At 76.0% G+C, this 19,397-nt stretch carries 19 protein-coding genes; 10 read left to right on the top strand and 9 right to left on the bottom strand.

The window, feature by feature from the left end; genetic code table 11:
- Positions 1–145: 145 nt before the first annotated feature.
- Together ACI78U_RS19495 and ACI78U_RS19490 are read right to left on the bottom strand one after the other, a co-directional pair.
- A complete protein-coding gene (locus ACI78U_RS19495; RefSeq protein ID WP_456877044.1) occupies positions 146–973 on the bottom strand; it encodes an endonuclease/exonuclease/phosphatase family protein in 828 nt (275 codons plus the stop codon).
- Between the two features lie 4 nt (positions 974–977).
- Positions 978–2,693: an alkaline phosphatase D family protein gene (locus tag ACI78U_RS19490; RefSeq protein ID WP_456877043.1), complete on the bottom strand. Its 1,716-nt coding sequence runs from the start codon at positions 2,691–2,693 to the stop codon at positions 978–980.
- A gap of 71 nt (positions 2,694–2,764) precedes the next feature.
- On the opposite strand from ACI78U_RS19490, the gene ftsY reads away from it, so the two are divergent.
- Positions 2,765–3,997, top strand: a complete 1,233-nt coding sequence (gene ftsY, locus ACI78U_RS19485) for a signal recognition particle-docking protein FtsY (protein ID WP_456877042.1) — start codon at positions 2,765–2,767, stop codon at positions 3,995–3,997.
- Between the two features lie 5 nt (positions 3,998–4,002).
- Positions 4,003–4,638: a hypothetical protein gene (locus ACI78U_RS19480; RefSeq protein ID WP_456877041.1), complete on the top strand. Its 636-nt coding sequence runs from the start codon at positions 4,003–4,005 to the stop codon at positions 4,636–4,638.
- Here ACI78U_RS19480 and ACI78U_RS19475 read toward each other — a convergent pair.
- The 4 genes from ACI78U_RS19475 to ACI78U_RS19460 are packed head-to-tail and all read right to left on the bottom strand — an operon-like array spanning position 4,608 to position 7,149.
- Positions 4,608–5,357 (bottom strand): energy-coupling factor ABC transporter ATP-binding protein, encoded by a 750-nt coding sequence (locus ACI78U_RS19475; protein ID WP_456877040.1) that lies wholly within the window; start codon positions 5,355–5,357, stop codon positions 4,608–4,610. The genes ACI78U_RS19480 and ACI78U_RS19475 overlap by 31 nt on opposite strands.
- Positions 5,354–6,133 (bottom strand): cobalt ECF transporter T component CbiQ, encoded by a 780-nt coding sequence (cbiQ, locus tag ACI78U_RS19470; RefSeq protein WP_456877039.1) that lies wholly within the window; start codon positions 6,131–6,133, stop codon positions 5,354–5,356. The genes ACI78U_RS19475 and cbiQ overlap by 4 nt, the downstream gene beginning before the upstream one ends.
- A gap of 3 nt (positions 6,134–6,136) precedes the next feature.
- Positions 6,137–6,448: a PDGLE domain-containing protein gene (locus ACI78U_RS19465; RefSeq protein ID WP_456877038.1), complete on the bottom strand. Its 312-nt coding sequence runs from the start codon at positions 6,446–6,448 to the stop codon at positions 6,137–6,139.
- The gene (locus ACI78U_RS19460) at positions 6,445–7,149 is read right to left on the bottom strand and encodes an energy-coupling factor ABC transporter permease (protein WP_456877037.1); all 705 of its coding nucleotides are present in this window, start codon (positions 7,147–7,149) and stop codon (positions 6,445–6,447) included. Before ACI78U_RS19460 ends, ACI78U_RS19465 begins: the two co-directional genes overlap by 4 nt.
- Positions 7,150–7,461: 312 nt before the next feature.
- On the opposite strand from ACI78U_RS19460, the gene ACI78U_RS19455 reads away from it, so the two are divergent.
- The 4 genes from ACI78U_RS19455 (at position 7,462) to ACI78U_RS19440 (ending at position 11,949) form a co-directional block, all read left to right on the top strand.
- The gene (locus ACI78U_RS19455) at positions 7,462–8,832 is read left to right on the top strand and encodes an ammonium transporter (protein ID WP_456877036.1); all 1,371 of its coding nucleotides are present in this window, start codon (positions 7,462–7,464) and stop codon (positions 8,830–8,832) included.
- Entirely contained in the window at positions 8,829–9,167 is a 339-nt protein-coding gene (locus ACI78U_RS19450; protein WP_073421809.1) for a P-II family nitrogen regulator, read from the top strand. Before ACI78U_RS19455 ends, ACI78U_RS19450 begins: the two co-directional genes overlap by 4 nt.
- A gap of 98 nt (positions 9,168–9,265) precedes the next feature.
- Entirely contained in the window at positions 9,266–11,668 is a 2,403-nt protein-coding gene (locus ACI78U_RS19445; RefSeq protein ID WP_456877035.1) for a [protein-PII] uridylyltransferase, read from the top strand.
- A gap of 89 nt (positions 11,669–11,757) precedes the next feature.
- Positions 11,758–11,949, top strand: coding sequence for a hypothetical protein (locus ACI78U_RS19440; RefSeq protein WP_456877034.1), 192 nt, complete (start codon positions 11,758–11,760; stop codon positions 11,947–11,949).
- A 71-nt stretch (positions 11,950–12,020) separates the two neighbouring features.
- Here ACI78U_RS19440 and ACI78U_RS19435 read toward each other — a convergent pair whose 3' ends face one another.
- Both ACI78U_RS19435 and ACI78U_RS19430 read right to left on the bottom strand, forming a co-directional pair.
- The gene (locus ACI78U_RS19435; RefSeq protein ID WP_456877033.1) at positions 12,021–13,067 is read right to left on the bottom strand and encodes a baeRF3 domain-containing protein; all 1,047 of its coding nucleotides are present in this window, start codon (positions 13,065–13,067) and stop codon (positions 12,021–12,023) included.
- Complete coding sequence (locus tag ACI78U_RS19430) at positions 13,064–13,495, bottom strand: hypothetical protein (protein ID WP_456877032.1); 432 nt, start codon at positions 13,493–13,495, stop codon at positions 13,064–13,066. The genes ACI78U_RS19435 and ACI78U_RS19430 overlap by 4 nt, the downstream gene beginning before the upstream one ends.
- Positions 13,496–13,683: 188 nt before the next feature.
- Between ACI78U_RS19430 and ACI78U_RS19425 the strand changes: the two genes are divergently transcribed.
- The 3 genes from ACI78U_RS19425 (at position 13,684) to ACI78U_RS19415 (ending at position 16,783) form a co-directional block, all read left to right on the top strand.
- Positions 13,684–13,986, top strand: a complete 303-nt coding sequence (locus ACI78U_RS19425) for a helix-turn-helix transcriptional regulator (protein ID WP_456877031.1) — start codon at positions 13,684–13,686, stop codon at positions 13,984–13,986.
- 152 nt (positions 13,987–14,138) lie between these two features.
- A complete protein-coding gene (gene ffh, locus ACI78U_RS19420; RefSeq protein ID WP_456877030.1) occupies positions 14,139–15,704 on the top strand; it encodes a signal recognition particle protein in 1,566 nt (521 codons plus the stop codon).
- Positions 15,701–16,783, top strand: coding sequence for an amidohydrolase family protein (locus tag ACI78U_RS19415; protein WP_456877029.1), 1,083 nt, complete (start codon positions 15,701–15,703; stop codon positions 16,781–16,783). The genes ffh and ACI78U_RS19415 overlap by 4 nt, the downstream gene beginning before the upstream one ends.
- 91 nt (positions 16,784–16,874) lie before the next feature.
- On the opposite strand, the gene ACI78U_RS19410 is transcribed toward ACI78U_RS19415, so the two are convergent.
- Complete coding sequence (locus ACI78U_RS19410; protein ID WP_456877028.1) at positions 16,875–17,459, bottom strand: hypothetical protein; 585 nt, start codon at positions 17,457–17,459, stop codon at positions 16,875–16,877.
- A 149-nt stretch (positions 17,460–17,608) separates the two neighbouring features.
- Between ACI78U_RS19410 and ACI78U_RS19405 the strand changes: the two genes are divergently transcribed.
- Positions 17,609–19,378: a proline--tRNA ligase gene (locus ACI78U_RS19405; protein ID WP_456877027.1), complete on the top strand. Its 1,770-nt coding sequence runs from the start codon at positions 17,609–17,611 to the stop codon at positions 19,376–19,378.
- Positions 19,379–19,397: the final 19 nt, after the last annotated feature.

The following is a 19,397-nucleotide window of genomic DNA, read 5'->3' as shown; positions in this document are numbered from 1 at the left end:
TTAGCGTGGAGCACGAGGACCTCCGGTGTCGTGGCAGTGGTCGCCTTCAGCAGCTCCACTCCACGCCCGGAGGTCCTCCCTCACAAGATCCGTCAATCAGATCCCGTGATCGCACGCCCCCGACCAATGTCTCCGGTCAGTACAGCTAGACGCCGGAGGGGACCAGCAGGTCGACGACGAGCGGCAGGTGGTCCGACGCCCCCGCGCCGTCGAGCACCCGCGCCCCCTTCACGGCGATGCCCCGGGTCACCCACACCTGGTCGATGCGCGTGTGCGGCGACCGCGCCGGGTGGGTCAGGCCCTCGTCGCGCTGCCAGAACCGCCAGCGGGCCTGGTCGTCGCGATCGGCGGCGAGCTCCCAGGCGTCGGAGAGGTCCTCGCGCAGGGCCGCCAGCTCCGGGGCGTCGGGTGCGGCGTTGAGGTCGCCGACGACGACGCCGGTGGCCATCGGCTCGGTGTGCAGCGCGCGCAGCACCGCGACCTGCTCGGCGCGCTCGGCCGCCGACCGGGTGGTCAGGTGGGTGGTGGTCACCCACAGCGCGCCGCCGTCGAGCTCGACGAGCGTGCGCAGCGCGCTGCGCGGCTCCCCGGTGCCGGGCAGCGGGTGGACGTCGCTGACCAGGATCGGGAGCCGCGACAGCAGCGCGTTGCCGTACTGACGGCGGTCGTCGTCGCCGGGCCGCGGCTCGTCGATGGCCGGGCCCCAGGCCAGCTGCATGTCCAGCGCGCGCGAGAGCAGCAGCGCCTGGTCGACGTCCTCGCTGCGCTTGCCGAAGTGCCGGTCGACCTCCTGCAGGCAGATGACGTCGGCGTCGGCCGCGGCGAGCACCTTGGCCAGCCGGGGCAGGTCGTGGCGGCGGTCCTCGCCGACACCGTGGTGGGTGTTGAAGGTGACCAGGCGGACGGGGATCGGGGGCTGGTCGGGGCCGGGTGCCGGCTTCGTGCCGTGCTCCTGCTCGTGGGGATCGGTCACGCCGTCAGCCTGTCACCCCCTGCGCCCCCACCGCCGCCGGGACGGGGTCGGCCAGCGGCAGGTCGAGCACCTGCTGCAGGCACTCCTCGCCGTTCTCGCGGTGGTCGCTCACGTGCAGGACGAAGCGCGCCGAGCGGCCGTCGAGCACGAGCTCGCCGACCTGGTTGCCGAAGAACGGCCCGGCGGCCTTGGCCCACTCCACGGACGGCGGGCGCACCCGCGCGGCGCGGGCCAGCGCCTGCGTGAACCGCCGCGCCCACCGGCTCCAGCCGATGCGGAAGCCCACCCGGATGGGGTGCGGCGCCTGGTTGTGCAGCGGGGAGACGGTGAGCTGGTGCACCCGGCCGGTCAGGCCGCCGGGCTCGACCACCTCGGCGGCGTAGGCGTGGTGGACGTCGCCGGAGAGCACCACCGCGGTCGCCGGCGCCCGGCCGTGCTCGCCGCGGGCCACCGCCAGCAGCGCGGCGGCCAGTCGGTCGAAGCTGTGCCCGAACGCCGCCCAGTGCTCCAGGTCGGCGGCCTGCCGCGCCGCCTCGGCGGCCCGCCCGACCAGCCGGCCCTCGTGGCGCACCGCCAGCGCCTCGTCGACGCGTTCGATCGAGTCGATGGCGTGGGGGAGCAGCCAGGGCAGCGACGTGCCCACCAGCAGGTGTGAGACACCGTCCCGCACCGCCTGCCGCATCTGGTCCTCGATCCAGGCGAACTCCTCGTCGTCGACCATCCGGCGGGCCTGCTCGTCGAGCACCCGGCCGGCCCGGCTGTCGACCACGAGCAGCCGGGCGTCGCCCCACTGCCGGGCGTAGCTCCAGCGCACCGTCCGCGGGTCGCGGTCGGCGGCGAGGGCCATCTCGCGCAGCAGCGGCCCGGCGTCGGCGTCCTCGGGCAGCGCGCGCACCGCCTGCCAGGTCGCGTTCTCCGCCAGCTCGGCGGGGGAGAGGTTGCCCAGGTGCTGGTAGACCCAGTAGGTGGCCAGCCCGCCGGCGATCCGCTCGTCCCACCAGCCGGTGGCGGTGACCCGGCGTCGCCAGGCCGCCGAGGTGTTCCAGTCGTCGATCATCTCGTGGTCGTCGAACACCATCGACGACGGGATGGTCGACAGCAGCCAGCGCACCTGCGGGTCGGTCCAGGACTCCGCGTAGAGCCGGGTGTACTCCTCCAGGTCGCGGGTCTGGGCGTCCGCGGGCACCGCCTCGCCGCGGCGCACCCGCAGCCACGATCGGGTCGCCGGGGTGAGCTCGTCGGCGTAGACCTGGTCGCCCAGCAGCACCAGCGCGTCGGGCCACTGGTCCTCGGGCAGCCGGGCGACCCGCTGCGCGTAGGCGTCCAGGGCGTCGGGCGGGATGCCCTCGGCGACGTCGACGGTGCTGGGTGCGGCGTACCGGCAGGAGCCGAACGCCAGCCGGAAGGGACCGGGCCGGCCGGGGGTGCGGATGCGGCTGGGCGGGAACGGCGAGCTCGACTCCGGCCACACCCGGACGCCGTCGGTGCCGTCGGTGGAGAGCCGCACCTCGTAGGGCGTGGTGCTGCCGGGCTCGAGGCCCTCGACGACGACCAGCGCGTACCAGTGGCCGCCGACGCGGAAGGTCCGCGCGGTCCGGCCGAGGACGTCGACGGTGCAGGCGCGGTCGGTCTCCACCCACACCGTGGCCGACACCGGGTCGACGTGCCGCAGCAGGGGTCCGAGCAGCAGGGCGGGGGTGTCCCGGTCGGGTGGCGGCATGGGCTCAGCGTGGCCCACGGTCCCGGGTTCCGCCCAGACCCGGCTGCGCGGCGGCTGGGAGACTGACCGGCATGGAGTTCGTGCTGATCGCGATCGCGATCGTCCTCGTGGCCCTGGTCGCCGGGGTGAGCCTGCTGGTCGGCCGCGGCCGGCGCACCACCCGGCTCGACGACGACGCCGTCGCCGGCACGACGCTCACCCGCCCGCGCCCGCCCAGCACTCCTCCCGCCCCGCCGGAGGACCGGCCGGCCGGCGCGACAGCCTCCGGTCAGGGCCTGGCACCGGCCGAGCCCGATGCGGTGACCCCCGAGGCGCCGCCGCCGGTCGACCTGCCCCCGGCCGTCGCCGAGCCGGACGTCGTCTTCGAGACGCCGCCGCCGTCGGCCGGCCGGCTGGTGCGGCTGCGCTCGCGGCTGGCGAGGTCGCAGTCCTCCCTGGGCCGCGGCCTGCTCACCGTGCTCGCCCGCGAGCGGCTCACCGAGGACGACTGGGAGGAGGTCGAGGAGACCCTGCTGGCCGCCGACGTCGGCGTCGCGGCCACCCAGCAGATCGTCGACCGGCTGCGCACCCAGTCGATGGTGCTCGCCACCGCGTCGCCCGCCGACCTGCGCGCGCTGCTGGTCCGCGAGCTGACCGCCGTGCTCGGGCCCGACCTGGACCGCCGGCTGGGCACCGACCGGCGCGAGGGACGGCCCGGCGTCGTCCTGGTCGTCGGGGTCAACGGCGCCGGCAAGACGACGACGGTCGGCAAGATCGCCCGCGTGCTCGTCGGCGACGGCCGCAGCGTCGTGCTCGGGGCCGCCGACACCTTCCGCGCCGCGGCCGCCGACCAGCTCGAGACCTGGGGCGAGCGGGTCGGCGTGCTCACCGTCCGCGGCCGCGAGGGCGCCGACCCGGCGTCGGTGGCGTTCGAGGCGGTGCGCACCGGCGTCGAGGCCGAGGTCGACACGGTCGTCGTCGACACCGCCGGCCGGCTGCACACCAAGTCCGGCCTCATGGACGAGCTCGGCAAGATCAAGCGGGTCGTGGAGAAGCAGAGTCCGGTCACCGAGGTGCTGCTGGTGCTCGACGCCACCACCGGCCAGAACGGCATCGTGCAGGCGCGGGTGTTCACCTCCGCCGTCGACGTCACCGGCGTGGTGCTCACCAAGCTCGACGGCACCGCCAAGGGCGGCATCGTCGTCTCGGTGCAGCGCGAGCTGGGCATCCCGGTGAAGCTGATCGGGCTGGGGGAGGGCGCCGACGACCTCGCGCCGTTCGAGCCCGAGGCGTTCGCCGAGGGCCTGGTCGGCGCAGCCGACTGAACCCGGTGGACGGCGACGGGGTCCGCGACGGGTTGCTCGGCACCTGGGACCGGATCGCCGGCCCGGGCGCCGGGACGGCCGAGAACGCCGGGAGCCTGGGGCTCGGGCTGGCCGGTGCCGTGCTGGCGCCGGTCCTGACGCGGCGGCGCACCCGCCCGCCGGCCGGGCCCGCGGTGCTCGGCCTGCTCGCCCTCGACCTGTGGGGCGGTGCCTGGTGCAACAACACGCCCGCGGCGGCGCGCTGGTACCACCGCCCGGGCCAGGGGGCGCGGCAGCACATCGCGTTCGCGGCGGGACACCTGCACCCCGCCGTGCTGGCGTGGCTGGACGCGGGTCCGGGCACGGGCCGGTCCCGGCTGCGGTGGGCCGCCGCGCTGTACGGCTACCTGCTCGCGGCCACCGCGCTGCTCACCGCCACCGGCGACCGCCGCACCCGCCGCGCGCTCGGGCTGGCCACCACCGCCGGCGGGGTGCTGCTCGACCGTGCGCTGGGTCCCTCGGCCGCCGCGCCGTGGTTCGGGCCGGTGTTCTACGCCAAGCTCCTCGCCGGCCACGCCGCGGGCGCCGCGCTGCTACCGCGCGATCCCCTCGCGCCGACGGTCCCGGCCGGTCAGGGCACGGTGCGCGGGTCGAACCCGTAGGGCAGCTCCAGCCGGTGGGCGGCCAGCAGGTCGGTGTCGGCGAGCACCTCGCGGGTCGGTCCGTCGGCGACCACCACGCCGCCGTCGAGCACCACCGAGCGCGGGCACAGCTGCAGCGCGTAGGGCAGGTCGTGGGTGACCATCAGCATCGTCACCGGCAGGCTCGTGAGGACCTCGGCGAGCTCCCGGCGGCCGGCCGGGTCGAGGTTGGACGACGGCTCGTCGAGCACCAGCACCTCCGGGTGCATCGACAGCACCGTGGCCACCGCGACCCGGCGGCGCTGGCCGAACGACAGGTGGTGCGGCGGGCGGTCGGCCACCCCGGCCATGCCCACCTGGTCCAGCGCCGCGGCGACCCGGGCGGCCACCTCCGGCTCGGGCAGGCCCAGGTTGCGCGGGCCGAACGCGACGTCCTCGCCGACGGTGGGCATGAACAGCTGGTCGTCGGGGTCCTGGAAGACGACGCCGACCCGCCGCCGGACCTCCCGCAGGCTGCGCCGCTCCACCGGCAGTCCCGCGACGCTGACCCGGCCCCGGCCTCCGCCGAGGATGCCGTTGAGGTGCAGCACGAGCGTCGTCTTGCCGGCGCCGTTGGGGCCCAGCAGCGCCACCCGCTCGCCGCGGTCGACGCGCAGGTCGACGCCGAACAGCGCCTGGTGCCCGTCGGGGTAGGCGAAGGCCAGGTCCTCCACCAGGAGCGAGGGCTGCGGGCCGGTCACGCCCCGAGCATCCCCGTCGCCAGCACGGCCCCGGCGGACAGGGGCAGCGCCAGCCCGGTCAGCCACACCCGCGCGGGCACGGCGACCGCGGGCCCGGCGGGCAGCCGGCCGTCCCCGCCGCGCGCCAGCATCGCCAGGTGGACCCGCTCGCCGCGCTCGTAGGAGCGGACGAACAGCGCACCCGCGGTGCCGGCGACGACCCGCAGCGCACCCGGCCCCCGGCCGCGGAAGCCCCGGGACTCGCGGGCCACCCGCATGCGCCGCAGCTCGCCGGCCACGACGTCGGCGTAGCGGACCATGAACGACAGGATCTGAACCAGCACCGCCGGCAGCCGCAGCCGCTGCAGGCCGCGCACCAGGTCCTGCGGGGGAGTGGTGGCGGCGAGCACGGTGGCGGCGAGCACCGACAGCGTCGCCTTGGCCAGCAGCCCGCCGGCGGCGACCAGGCCGCTCTCCGACAGCGACAGGCCGAGCACCTCCACCCGCGGGCCGCGGGCCACCAGCGGCAGCAGCAGCGCGAAGACCACGAAGGGCACCTCGACGGCCAGCCCGCGGGCCAGCCGGGCGGCGGGCACGCGCGCCAGCGCCGCCGCGGCGAGCACCAGGACGGCGTACCCGGCGTAGACCGGGGCCCAGGCCGGCCGCACCGGGGTGGCGACGACGACCAGCGCGAAGCCCAGCACCGCGACCAGCGAGACGTGCGCCGGCAGCCGGTGGACGACGGTGTCGCGCGCGACGTGGGCCGCGCCCAGCGGGCCGCCGTGCCCGGGACCCACGGGTCAGTCCCGGGTGACGGAGCGGCCGCGCCGGCGCAGCAGCAGCGCGAGGCCGCCGGCGAGCGCCAGGGTGACCGCGACGCCGATGACGCCGGCCAGCCCGCCCGAGACGCGGGCGTCGTCGACCCCGGCGACGCCGTAGTCGGCCAGTGGCGAGCCGGCGGCCGCGCTGTCGCGGGCGGTGTCGGCGAAGCCCGTCTCGCCGGCGGCCCACTCCAGGCCGTCGGGGGAGGCACTGGCGTAGGAGCTGAGGACCCCGGCGACGAGCAGCGTCAGCAGCAGGCCGGCGAGCCAGAACGCGCGGCGGCGGGTCACCGGAGGGCCTCCTCGGCGCGCAGGCCCGGACGGGTGGCGAGGTCGGCGGGCCGGCGCAGGTGCGCGGCGCCGTGCACGAGGTCGGGCCGCACCGACAGGACCGCGCCGAGCACCGCGACGGTGATCAGCGCCTCCCCGATGCCGATCAGCAGGTGGATCCCGCCCATCGCGGCCAGCACCAGGCCGAGGGAGACGTCGGCGACCCCGCCCGCGGCGAACAGCGCGACGAACGCCAGCGCCGCGGCCGGCACCGACAGGAAGGCGCCCGCGCCCGCGGCGGCGAGCAGGCCGGTCCGGGTGCGCGGCAGCAGCCGCAGGAGCAGGCGGAACACGCCGTAGCCGACGCCGACGGCCACGACCGCCAGCAGGGTCACGTTGGTGCCCAGCGCGGTCAGGCCGCCGTCGGCGAACAGCAGCGCCTGGACGAGCAGCACGACGGTCATGCAGAGCACCGCCGTCCACGGGCCGACCAGCACCGCGGTCAGCGCGGCGCCGACCAGGTGGCCGCTGGTGCCCGCGCCGACCGGGAAGTTGACCATCTGGACGGCGAAGACGAAGGCCGCCGTCAGCCCGGCGAGGGGAGCGGTGCGCTCGTCGAGCTCGCGACGGGCGCCGCGCAGGGCGACGGCGACCGCGCCGACGGCGACGGCCCCGGTGGCCAGTGACGTGGGCGCGTCGAGGTACCCGTCGGGGACGTGCACGCGGACCTCCCGGGACCGGCTGGGCGCGGGGCGGCCGGACGCCGTCCCCCGGGCACCTTATTGCAACCGAGTTGCACCTGCACCCGTCTCGCACGGGACCGGTGCGGGCGGACCGGGGCGGGCCGCAACACGGCGGACACACGGGGGCGGACACGCGGCGCGGAGTTCACCGTCCGGAAACGGCCGGACGACGGCTCCGGAAACACCGGCCCGGCACGGTGGTCGCCGCACCCCCCGGGCTCTCCAGCGCGCTCCGGGTCCGTCCTGTGGCCTGCCCCGTCGCACGGCCACACCACACGTCAGGAGGTTGCCGTGGACACCGGCGACACCGCCTGGGTCCTGGTCAGCGCCGCACTGGTGCTGTTCATGACCCCCGGTCTGGCGCTCTTCTACGGCGGCATGGTCCGTGCGAAGAGCGTCCTGAACATGATGATGATGAGTTTCGGGGCACTCGCGCTGATCAGCGTGCTGTGGGTGCTCTACGGCTACTCGATCGCCTTCGGCGACGACGTGGGCGGCGGCCTGCTCGGTGACCCGACCGAGTTCTTCGGCCTGTCCTCGCTGATCGGAACCGCGGGCCTGGAGGGCGCCTTCGCCCCGGACAACCTCGTCTTCACCATCCCCTCGCTGGCGTTCGTCGCCTTCCAGGGCGTCTTCGCGATCCTCACCGTGGCGCTGATCTCGGGCGCCATCGCCGACCGCGCCCGCTTCGGCCCGTGGATGGTCTTCGCCGGCATCTGGGCGACGCTGGTCTACTTCCCGGTCGCGCACTGGGTCTTCGCCTTCGACGGCGCCGAGTCCGAGACCGGCGGCTGGATCGCCAACGACCTGCTGGCCATCGACTTCGCCGGCGGGACCGCGGTGCACATCAACGCCGGTGCCGCCGGGCTGGCGCTGGCGCTGGTGCTGGGCCGGCGCCGCGGCTTCGGCCGGGACCCGATGCGGCCGCACAACCTGCCGCTGGTGATGATCGGCGCGGGCATCCTGTGGTTCGGCTGGATCGGCTTCAACTCCGGCTCGGCCCTGGCCGCCAACGGCCAGGCGGCCGAGGTGTTCGTGACCACGCTCGCGGCCACCGGTGCGGCCACCCTCGGCTGGCTGCTCACCGAGAAGCTGCGCGACGGGCACGCCACCTCGCTGGGCGCGGCCTCCGGCGTCGTCGCCGGCCTGGTGGCCATCACCCCGGCCTGCTCGTCGGTGACGCCGCTGGGCGCGATCGCCATCGGCCTGGTCGCCGGCGTCGTCTGCGCCCTCGCCGTGGGCCTCAAGTACCGGCTGGGGTACGACGACTCGCTCGACGTCGTCGGTGTCCACCTCGTCGGCGGCCTGTGGGGCACCCTGGCGGTGGGCCTGTTCGCCTCCGGCGCCACCACCGCTGGCGTCGACGGGCTGTTCTACGGCGGCGGGGTCGACCAGCTGTGGCGGCAGGCGCTGGGTGCGCTCGCGGTCCTGGTCTACTCGTTCGTGCTGACGCTCGTCATCGGCACCGCCATCGCGAAGCTGATGCGCTTCCGCATCACCGAGGAGGACGAGGTCGCCGGCATCGACGGCGTCGTGCACGCGGAGACCGGGTACGACCTGGCCTCCCTGGGTGGCGGCGGTGGCGGCTCGGCTCTCGCGGCCGCCGGCCAGACCCGCGCCGAGGCGCGGGGTACCGACCTCACCGACAGGAGCCGGGTGTGAAGCTCGTCACCGCCATCATCAAGCCGTTCAAGCTCGACGACGTGAAGAACGCCCTCGAGCTGATCGGGATCACCGGCCTCACGGTCAGCGAGGTCCAGGGCTTCGGCCGCCAGCGAGGCCACACCGAGGTCTACCGCGGTGCGGAGTACCAGGTCGACTTCGTGCCCAAGGTGCGCATCGAGGTCGTCGTCGGCGAGATCGAGGCCGCCCGGGTGGTCGACGCCGTCGTCGAGTCGGCCTCCACCGGCCAGATCGGCGACGGGAAGGTGTGGGTCACCACGATCGACGAGATCGTGCGGGTCCGCACCGGCGAGCGCGGCGAGGACGCGCTCTAGGGGGACCCGGGTGAGCAGCGTCGGCCGGGGTGGCGGGAGGACCGCCGCCCCGGCCGACGCCGTCCCGGCCCCGAACCACCGACCGACAGGGGGGGACCGTGCCCGACCTCGGGTCGCTGCCCGAGCTGACCCGCGCGGAGCGGGTGCAGCAGCTCGACGCCTGGCTGGGCGGCCTGCTGACCGCCGCCGTCGCCGGGACCCCGCCGCCGCGGCGGCAGGGTCGCGGTACGGGTGGGCGGGCAGAGACACCGCCGCGCACCGGCACCGACGGCGTCGCGCTGGTGGCCGTGGGCAGCCTGGGCCGGCGGGAGCCCCCGCCGCACGGCGACCTCGACCTGGTGCTGGTGCACGACGGCCGCCCCGAGGTGGCCGCCCTCGCCGACGCCGTCTGGTACCCGATCTGGGACGCGGGCGTCCGGCTGGACCACTCGGTGCGCTCGGTGCCCGAGGCGGTCGCGGTGGCCTCCACCGACGTCAAGGCCGGCCTCGGCCTGCTCGACGCCCGCCTGGTCGCCGGGGACGCCGGCCTCGCCGCCGCGCTGCGCACCGCGACGCTGGCCAGCTGGCGGCAGTCGGCGTCCCGGCTGCTGCCACAGCTGCACGACCTGCGCCGCCAGCGGGCGCGGCAGGTCGGTGAGCTGGCGTTCCTGCTCGAGCCCGACCTCAAGGAGGCCTACGGCGGGCTGCGCGAGGGCCAGGTGCTGCGCGCGGTCGCCGCCGCGCAGCTGGGCGACGAGCCCGCCGCGGAGGTGGAGGCGGCCTACGCCCTGCTGCTCGACGTCCGCGACGAGCTGCGCCGCCGCACTGGCCGGCCCTCCGACGTGCTGGTCCGCCAGGAGCAGCGGCCGGTCGCCGCCGCGCTCGGCTTCGGGACCGACGGCGCCGCTGACGAGGACGTGCTGCTGCGCGAGGTCAGTCTCGCCGGGCGGCGGCTGGCCTTCGTCGCGGACGACACCTGGCGGCGGGTCGAGGCGGCCCTGGTCCGCCGGCCCCGTGGCCGCTACCGCCGGGTGCGCCGCGAACCGCTGGCCGAGGGGGTCGTGCGGCAGGGCGACGAGGTGGTGCTCGCCCGTGACGCCCGCCCGGCCACCGACCCGGGCCTGGCCCTGCGCGGGGCGGCCGCCGCCGCCCGGGCGGACCTGATGCTCTCGCCCTACACGCTCAAGGTGCTCGCCGTGCACTCCCCGCCGGTGCCCGAGCCGTGGCCCGCGGAGGTGCGCTGGTCGTTCCTGCGGCTGCTGGCCGCCGGCCGCCCGGCGGTCCCGGTCCTCGAGCAGCTCGACCAGGAGGGCCTGCTCGGCCGGTTCCTGCCGGAGTGGGAGCAGGTGCGGTCGCTGCCCCAGCGCCACCCCTGGCACCGGTTCACCGTCGACCGGCACCTGGTGGAGGCCGCGGCGGCCGCCGCCGAGCTCACCCACGACGTCGACCGGCCCGACCTGCTGCTGGTCGCCGCGCTGCTGCACGACATCGGGAAGGGCCGGCCCGGCGACCACAGCGTCGTGGGGGAGCCCGTCGCCCGCGGCATCGCCGCCCGCATGGGCTTCGCGCCGGCCGACGTCGCCGTCGTGGGCACGCTGGTCCGCCACCACCTGCTGCTGCCCGACACCGCCACCCGCCGCGACATCGACGACCCCGCGACGATCGAGCGGGTCGCGGCCACCATCGGCGCCGACCCGCAGGTCCTGCAGCTGCTGCACGCACTCGCGCAGGCCGACGGCGCGGCCACCAGCTCCTCGGCGTGGTCGCCGTGGAAGGCCCACCTGGTCGCCCACCTGGTCGCCCGCGTGCAGGCGCACCTGGGCGGGGCGCCGGTGGCCGATCCCGACCCCGTCCTGGCCCCGACCGAGCCCACGGTCACCGAGTCCGGCGGCGACGGCGCGGTGACCGTGGGCGTCGAGGACGTCGCCGACGGCCAGCAGGTGACCATCGGGGCGCCCGACGAGCAGGGCCTGTTCAGCCGGCTCGCCGGGGTGCTGGCGCTCAACCAGCTCGACGTCCGCGCCGCGAAGGTCGACGTCACCGACGGCCGGGCGACGGCGGTGTTCGCCGTCCGCCCCCGGTTCGGGCGCGCGCCGCAGCCGGCGATCCTGGCCGACGCCGTCCGGGCCGCCCTGGAGGGGACGCTGCCGCTGGCCGAGCGGCTCCGGCAGCGCGAGGCCGACTACCGGCAGGACGCCGCCCGGTCGGCGCCTCCGCGCATCTCCTGGCACGACGCGGAGGTCAGCGGCGAGGCGACCAGCATCGTGGAGGTCCGCGCGGGCGACCGGGCCGGCCTGCTCTACCGGCTCACCGCTGCGCTGGGGTCGGAGGGGCTCGACGTCACCTCCGCCCGCATCGAGACCCTCGGTGCCGACGCTGCCGACTACTTCTACGTGAGCAACCCCGACGGGGGGCCCCTCGACCCCGCCCGGCGGGTGCGGGTCGAGGCGGCGCTGGTCGCCGCGGCGCGGGGCGCGGTCCTCGACCCGGCGTACAGCGGGGGAGCGGACACGCCGCGCTGAGGTGCGCGGGACTGTCGGTGGCCCGTGCGACCGTCGGGCTCAGTCGCGGGACGGAACGGTCCCGCCACCGACGGCGAGGGGGAGTCGACGTGCACGACCAGCAGACCTGGCCCTGCTCCACCTGCGAGGAGGACACGGTGTTCGAGCAGCCGCCGTGCGCCGACGGGCACACCGACGAGGGCGGCGAGTGCCCCGAGTGGATCTGCACCGGGTGCGGTGCCGGGTTCCTCCTCGGCGCGCTCGAGCCGGTGCTCGAGGCGGCGGTCCGCCGCGCCGCGTGACGAACGGCCACCCTCCCCCCACGCCTCGCTCCGCTCGGCACGGGTCCCTGGAGGGTGGCCGTTCCAGCACCTCACCTGAGGGCGAGGGCGACCCGGCCGGCGTCGGCGAGGGCGCCGTCGGCCACGAACGCGATCCACCCGCCGCGCAGTAGCACCGTCTCGATCAGCTCGTCCACGACGTCGTCGACCACGTCGGGGTGCTCGACGTCGTCGGCGGGGACCAGGAAGTCGCCGTCCGCGCTGAGCCGGGCGGCGAGGGTGAAGCCCTCCTCCACCGCGAGCATCTCCGGCCGTTCCCGCCGGGCGGCCAGCCAGGCGGCGTCGATGCCCTCCACCACGGCCGAGCGGGACCGCCGCCGGTCCAGGTGCGCCAGCGCCTCGTCCTGCCGCGACAGCAGGTAACCGTCGAGCACCTCGCGCACGCGCGGCACGAGCACCGACAGGGGTGCGCGGGTGAGGTTGCCCGTCACCGTGCCCGCCAGCCGGCCGGTGTTGCGCGACAGCCGGCGGAACCGGCCGACCACCCGGTGCCCGCCCACCAGCACCAGCGGGGCGGGGTGCAGCCGCAGGAAGGTGCCCAGCGCCCGGTCGACGCGGCGCAGGAACGCGTCGCCGGCGTCGTCCTCGGCCCGCAGCGGGAACGGCGAGCGCCGCGGCGGGCGCAGCGTCCCCGCGCCGCCCTCGAGCAGTCGCGCGTCCTGCTCCGAGAGCAGCAGCACCACGTGCCGCGGGATCCGGTGCAGCGCCCGCACCAGGTCGCGGGTGGCGAAGGTGGGGTCGACCACCACCCGGTCGGGGACCGGCACCGGCAGGCGCACCACCTGGCGCAGCGCCCGGTTGACGTACAGCGCGATGCCCGCGCCGGTCGGCTCGGTGCGGGCGGCGGCGACGAGGTCCTCCAGCGCGGTGGTGAGCTCGGCGGGCGCGCCGTCGCGGGCCAGGCGGGCCCCGGCCTCGCCGGCCAGCCGCTGCAGCGTCCGCGCGTCGGCGTCGGTCATGCGGGGTGCAGGGGTGGTCGTCGCCAGCAGGGACACGCAGGGCTCGTCGCGCACCGACTGCAGCAGGACGACCTGCTCGGGGGAGGGGCCGGTGACCCGCCGGGGCACGGTGGCGGTCACGGGACCGGCCACCCGACCGGGACGGCGTCCAGCCGTCGGGCGAGGCGGGCGACGGCGCGGTCGAGGACGCGCTCCCGGCGCCGGCCGCGCAGGCCGCCCAGTCGGTGCACGGTGATCCGCGCGGGCAGGCCGGCCGCCGCGGCGCGCTGCGTGGTCAGCGCGACGAGGTCGGCCACCTCATGCTCGACCTCCTCGCCGAGCCGGGCGGCCACGGCGGCATCCAGCGCGACGGCGGTGCGGGGCAGCAGCAGCGCGGTGTGCACCTCCGCCCCGGTCTCCCTCGCGCGGGCGTGGGCCTCGTCGAGGACGGCGAGGGCGCCCTCCTGTCCGGTGAGGACGGCCAGCAGACGGGGTGGGTGTCCCTTGGCCGGGCGGCGGAGCGGCGCGGCTACCGGCGCCGGGGGGACGGGTGGGGCGAGAGCGGCCACGGGACCTCCTCCGGGGCGGCGAGGTCTCCCCCGGTCCCGGAGGACCGGCCGCGCCCGGGCCGGGGCCGGGACTGACGGGCGGCGGCTTCGCGGATGCGGTCGGGTACTCCCCTCGCACGAAACACGATACAGGAAATGGAGTTCTGTGACGAGGGTCGCGCCAGGCCGTGACGAGTACGGTGCTGCCCGTGGCCGGCTCCGCACCCGGGTGGACGTTCCTGTCGAACCACGGCCACGTCCTGGTCAGCCTGGCGGCCGATCCCGACGCCCGGGTCCGTGACGTCGCGGAGCGGGTCGGCATCACCGAGCGCGCGGTGCAGATGATCGTCGCCGACCTCGAGGAGGCCGGCCACGTCGTCCGGGAGCGCGTCGGGCGGCGCAACCGGTACACGGTGTCCACCGAGGGCCACTTCCGGCACCCCCTGGAGGCACACGTGCGCACCCGGGACTTCCTGGCGCTGGTGCTCGGTGGCGGGGCCGTCGGGGACTGACTCCACCCGGCGCTCCCTGTCGCCGGCCCGCTCGGCGCGTCGCGGTCGATACGCTGGGGACAGGAGGCGCGAGGACCCGGCCGGGTCCGTGCCGTGTCGCCGGTCGGTCTGACCGGCGGGCCCGCGCCCGCGACACCCGACGAGGACGTGCTGTGTTCGAGACCCTCTCCGACCGCCTCGACAAGGTCTTCACCGGCCTGCGGGGCAAGGGCCGGCTGACCGACGCCGACATCGACGCCACCGCGCGCGAGATCCGCATCGCGCTGCTCGAGGCCGACGTCGCGCTGCCGGTCGTGCGGGCGTTCATCGCCGCCATCAAGGAGCGGGCGCGCGGCGCCGCGGTCTCGCAGGCGCTCAACCCGGCCCAGCAGGTCATCAAGATCGTCAACGAGGAGCTCATCGAGATCCTCGGCGGCGAGACCCGCCGGCTGCGCCACGCCAAGCAGTCGCCGACGGTCATCATGCTCGCCGGTCTGCAGGGCTCGGGTAAGACCACCCTGGCCGGCAAGCTCGGCCGCTGGCTCAAGGGCCAGGGCCACGCGCCGCTGCTGGTCGCCGCCGACCTGCAGCGGCCGAACGCGGTCAACCAGCTCACGATCGTGGCGCAGCAGGCCGGCGTCGACGTCTACGCGCCCGAGCCCGGCAACGGCGTCGGCGACCCGATCCGGGTGGCCGCCGACTCGATCGACCACGCCCGCCGCACCCTGCACGACGTCGTCGTCGTCGACACCGCCGGCCGGCTGGGCATCGACGCCGAGCTGATGGCCCAGGCCGCCGGCATCCGCGACGCCGTGCAGCCCGACGAGACGCTGTTCGTCGTCGACGCGATGATCGGCCAGGACGCCGTCACCACCGCCGAGGCCTTCCGCGACGGCGTCGGCTTCTCCGGTGTCGTGCTCACCAAGCTCGACGGCGACGCCCGCGGTGGTGCCGCGCTCTCGGTCCGCTACGTGACCGGGCAGCCGATCATGTTCGCCTCCACCGGCGAGAAGCTCACCGACTTCGACGTCTTCCACCCCGAGCGGATGGCCTCGCGCATCCTCGGGATGGGCGACGTGCTCACCCTCATCGAGCAGGCCGAGCAGGCCTTCGACGCCGACCAGGCCGAGAAGATGGCCGGCAAGCTGGTCAGCCGCGAGGGCTTCACCCTCGAGGACTTCCTCGAGCAGATGACGGCCATCCGCAAGATGGGCCCGATCGCCAACCTGCTCGGCATGCTGCCCGGTGCCGGTGCGATGAAGGAGCAGCTCAAGCAGGTCGACGACCGCGACCTGGACCGCACCGCGGCGATCATCCGCTCGATGACCCCCGAGGAGCGGGTCAACTCGAAGATCATCAACGCGTCGCGGCGGGTGCGCATCGCCAACGGCTCCGGCGTCACGGTCACCGAGGTCAACCAGCTGCTGGAGCGCTTCGCCCAGGCGCAGAAGATGATGGGCCAGATGGCCGGCAGCATGGGCCTGCCCGGCATGGGCCCGATGTCGAAGAAGGCCCGCGGCCGCCAGATGCAGGCGCAGTCGAAGAAGGGCAAGGGCAAGAAGGGCAAGGGCGGCAAGGCCCCCGCCCGCCGGCCCATGGGCGCCCCGGGGCTGCCGACCGGCGCCGGGTTCCCCGGGCAGCTGCCCGGCGGCATGCCCTCGCTCCCGCCCGGGCAGGCCCTGCCCGACCTGTCCAAGCTCGACTTCAGCAAGTTCGGGGACGAGCGGCCCGGGCGGTGAGCACGCCCGCGCTGCACCTCTCCGGTGTCGTCCTCCCCGAGGGCGAGCACCGCGACCTGTGGGTGCGCGACGGCCGCATCACCACCGAGCCGGTGCCCGGCGCGGAGACGGTCGCCCGCGGCGGGTGGCTGCTGCCGGGCCTGGTGGACGCGCACTGCCACGTGGGCATCGGCCGCGGCGGGGTGCTCGTCGAGGACCTCGCCGGGCTGCGGGAGCAGGCGCTGGCCGAGCGTGCCGCGGGTGTGCTGGCGCTGCGCGACTGCGGCTCCCCGGTCGACACCCGGGCGCTCGACGACGAGCCCGACCTGCCGCGGATCGTCCGGGCCGGGCGGCACATCGCCCGCACCCGCCGCTACATCCCCGGGCTCGCCGTCGAGCTCGAGCCGGAGGACCTCGCCGCCGAGGTGCGGGTGCAGGCCCGTCGCGGCGACGGCTGGGTGAAGCTCGTCGGCGACTGGATCGACCGGTCGGTCGGCGACCTGGCGCCGGAGTGGCCCGCCGAGGCGGTCCGCGAGGCGATCGCCGCCGCGCACGAGGAGGGCGCCCGGGTCACCGCGCACACCTTCGGCACCGACGCGCTGCCCGACCTGGTCCGCGCCGGCATCGACTGCATCGAGCACGGCACCGGGCTCACCGAGGACCTCGTCGCCGAGATGGCCGCGCGCGGCACCGCCGTCGTCCCCACGCTGGTCAACGTCGAGAACTTCCCCGAGTTCGCCGCGGCGGGGGAGAAGCGCTTCCCCGGCTACGCGAGCACCATCCGGCGGCTGTACGCGACCTCCGGCGCGGTCGTGCGGGCGGCGTACGAGGCCGGGGTGCCGGTGTTCGCCGGCACCGACGCCGGCGGTGGCATCGAGCACGGCCGCATCGCCGACGAGGTCCGTGCCCTGTGCGCTGCGGGGCTGCCCGCCGAGGCGGCCCTGGGGGCGGCGTCGTGGGCAGCGCGCGCCTGGCTCGGGCTGCCGGGCCTCGAGGAGGGCGCGCCGGCCGACGTCGTCGTCTACGACACCGACCCGCGCGCCGACCTCGACACCCTGGCCCGGCCGCGCCTGACCGTGCTGCGCGGCCGGGTGGTCTGAGCCCGCGCCACGATCAGGTGACCTGATCGTGCGGCGTCCTCCCTCACGGTGGGCGGTGAGGGAGGACGCACTGCGGTGAGGGAGGACGAGCTCAGACGCTCACGCCGGCCGCGGTGCAGGCGGCGCCGAAGTCGGTGACCGGCTGGGTGAGGCCCTCGAAGGCGGCGAACACGTCGGTGCCCGACTCGATGTCGCCGATCGCGACGTCGGTGGCCACGGACACCTCGTCGGCGGCGGCCAGCAGCGGGGCGCTGGCGTCCTGGTGGTCGGCGGGGGCGTCGCGCAGCGCCTCGAGCAGCGGGACGACGTCGGCCGGGTCGACGTACCCGGTCTCGTCCACGGAGATCAGCGCCAGGCCGGCGTAGCCGAACCACCCGGCCACCGCCTGGCACAGGCCCAGGTCGCCGGGGACGCCGGCGCCGGGCACGGGCAGGTCCTCGCCGGGGTCGGCCGGTACGGACCCCCCGGCGGGGTCCTCCGCGGGCCCCTCGGGGGTCGGCTCCTCGGGGTCCGGGTCGGTGACCGGCTCGGGCGGGGCCTCCGCGCTGCCGGGGGCGGTCCCCGGGGCGGGGGCGGCGAGCGTCGCCTGCCCGGCCACCGACGAGGTGCAGGCGGTCAGGGACGCGCCGGCGGCGAGGGCGAGCGCCAGGCCGGCGACGCGGGAACGGGTGCGCATGCGGGGACTCCGGGGATCCAGGGCCACCGGTCGGTGGCTCGCTGGCCACGACGCTCGCCCGGTCCCCTTGCGGCGCGATTGCGAGCGACTGGCAGGGACGTGCACCGGTGTCCGCAGAACCGGCTCGCGCGGCCTGGGAGACTCTCCCCGTGCTGTTGCGGATGTCCACGCTGTTCCTGCGCACCCTGCGCGACGACCCGGCCGACGCCGAGGTCCCCAGCCACCGGCTCCTGGTCCGGGCCGGCTACATCCGGCGGGCCGCGCCGGGTGGCTTCACCTGGCTGCCCCTGGGCTACCGGGTGTTCCGCAACGTCGAGCGGGTCGTCCGCGAGGAGATGGACGCTCTGGGCGCCCAGGAGGTGCACTTCCCGGCGCTGCTGCCGCGGGAGCCCTACGAGGCGACCAACCGCTGGACCGAGTACGGCCCCAACCTCTTCCGGCTCCAGGACCGCCGGGGCACGGACCTCCTGCTCGGGCCCACCCACGAGGAGATGTTCACGCTCCTCGTGAAGGACCTGTACTCGTCGTACAAGGACCTGCCCCTGTCGCTGTACCAGATCCAGACCAAGTACCGGGACGAGGCCCGGCCGCGGGCCGGGCTGTTCCGCGGCCGCGAGTTCACGATGAAGGACAGCTACTCCTTCGACGTCGACGACGCCGGCCTCGACGCCTCCTACGCCGCGCACCGCGCCGCCTACATCCGGATCTTCGACCGGCTGGGCCTGGACTACGTCATCGTCTCGGCGATGTCGGGGGCCATGGGCGGCTCGAAGAGCGAGGAGTTCCTGCACCCCACCGAGGTCGGCGAGGACACCTTCGTCCGCTCGCCCGGCGGGTACGCCGCCAACGTCGAGGCGGTCGGCACCGTCGTCCCCGACCCCCTGCCGATCGACGGCCTGCCCGAGGCGCACGTCGAGGACACCCCCGACACCCCGACCATCGAGACGCTGGTCGCCGTCGCGCGGCAGCTGTTCCCCGACGCCGGGTACACCGCCGCCGACACGCTGAAGAACGTCGTCGTCACGCTGGTGCACCCCGACGGCACCCGCGAGCCGCTCGTCGTGGGCATCCCCGGCGACCGCGAGGTCGACGCCAAGCGGCTCGAGGCCCAGGTGGCTCCCGCCGAGGTGGAGCCCTTCACCGACTTCGAGCGGCACCCCGCGCTGGTCAAGGGCTACATCGGCCCCCAGGTGCTCGGCAAGGACAGCGAGTCGGGCATCCGCTACCTCGTCGACCCGCGGGTGGTGCCCGGCACCCGGTGGGTCACCGGCGCCAACGCGCCCGGCAAGCACGTGTTCGACCTGGTCGCCGGCCGAGACTTCTCCTGGGACGGCACCGTCGAGGCCGCCGAGGTGCTGCCCGGGGACCCCGCGCCCGACGGCTCGGGCCCGCTGGAGCTGGCCCGCGGCGTCGAGATCGGGCACATCTTCCAACTGGGCCGCAAGTACGCCGAGGCCCTGGACCTGCAGGTGCTCGACCAGAACGGCAAGCTCGTGACCGTCACGATGGGCTCCTACGGCATCGGCGTCTCCCGTGCCGTGGCCGCGATCGCCGAGTCCATGCACGACGAGCTCGGTCTGGTCTGGCCGCGGGAGATCGCCCCGGCCGACGTCCACGTCGTCGCCACCGGCAAGGACGCCGCGGTCTTCGAGGCCGCCGAGGCCCTGTCCGGGGAGCTGGTCGCGGCCGGGCTGACGGTCCTCTACGACGACCGGCCCAAGGTGTCGCCCGGCGTGAAGTTCAAGGACGCCGAGCTGCTCGGGATGCCGACGATCGTCACCGTCGGCCGCGGGCTGGCGCAGGGCGTGGTCGAGGTGCGCGACCGGGTCACCGGGGAGCGGAGGGAGGTCGCCGTGGCCGACGCCGCGGCCGCCGTGCTCGCCGAGGTCCGGGGCGGATCCGCGTCAGCGGGCGCCTGACCGCCGGAGGCGTGGCGGA

Source organism: Geodermatophilus sp. SYSU D00710, assembly GCF_054050195.1.
The sequence above is the reverse complement of the archived record's forward strand: the minus strand, read 5'-3'. Positions and strand labels throughout refer to the sequence as shown.

Bases quoted from the DNA above. Each gene is read 5' to 3' on its own strand.
- ftsY (WP_456877042.1), top strand. From the start codon at position 2,765: ATGGAGTTCGTGCTGATCGCGATCGCGATCGTCCTCGTGGCCCTGGTC.
- ACI78U_RS19410 (WP_456877028.1), bottom strand. From the start codon at position 17,459: ATGCGCACCCGTTCCCGCGTCGCCGGCCTGGCGCTCGCCCTCGCCGCC.
- ACI78U_RS19490 (WP_456877043.1), bottom strand. From the start codon at position 2,693: ATGCCGCCACCCGACCGGGACACCCCCGCCCTGCTGCTCGGACCCCTG.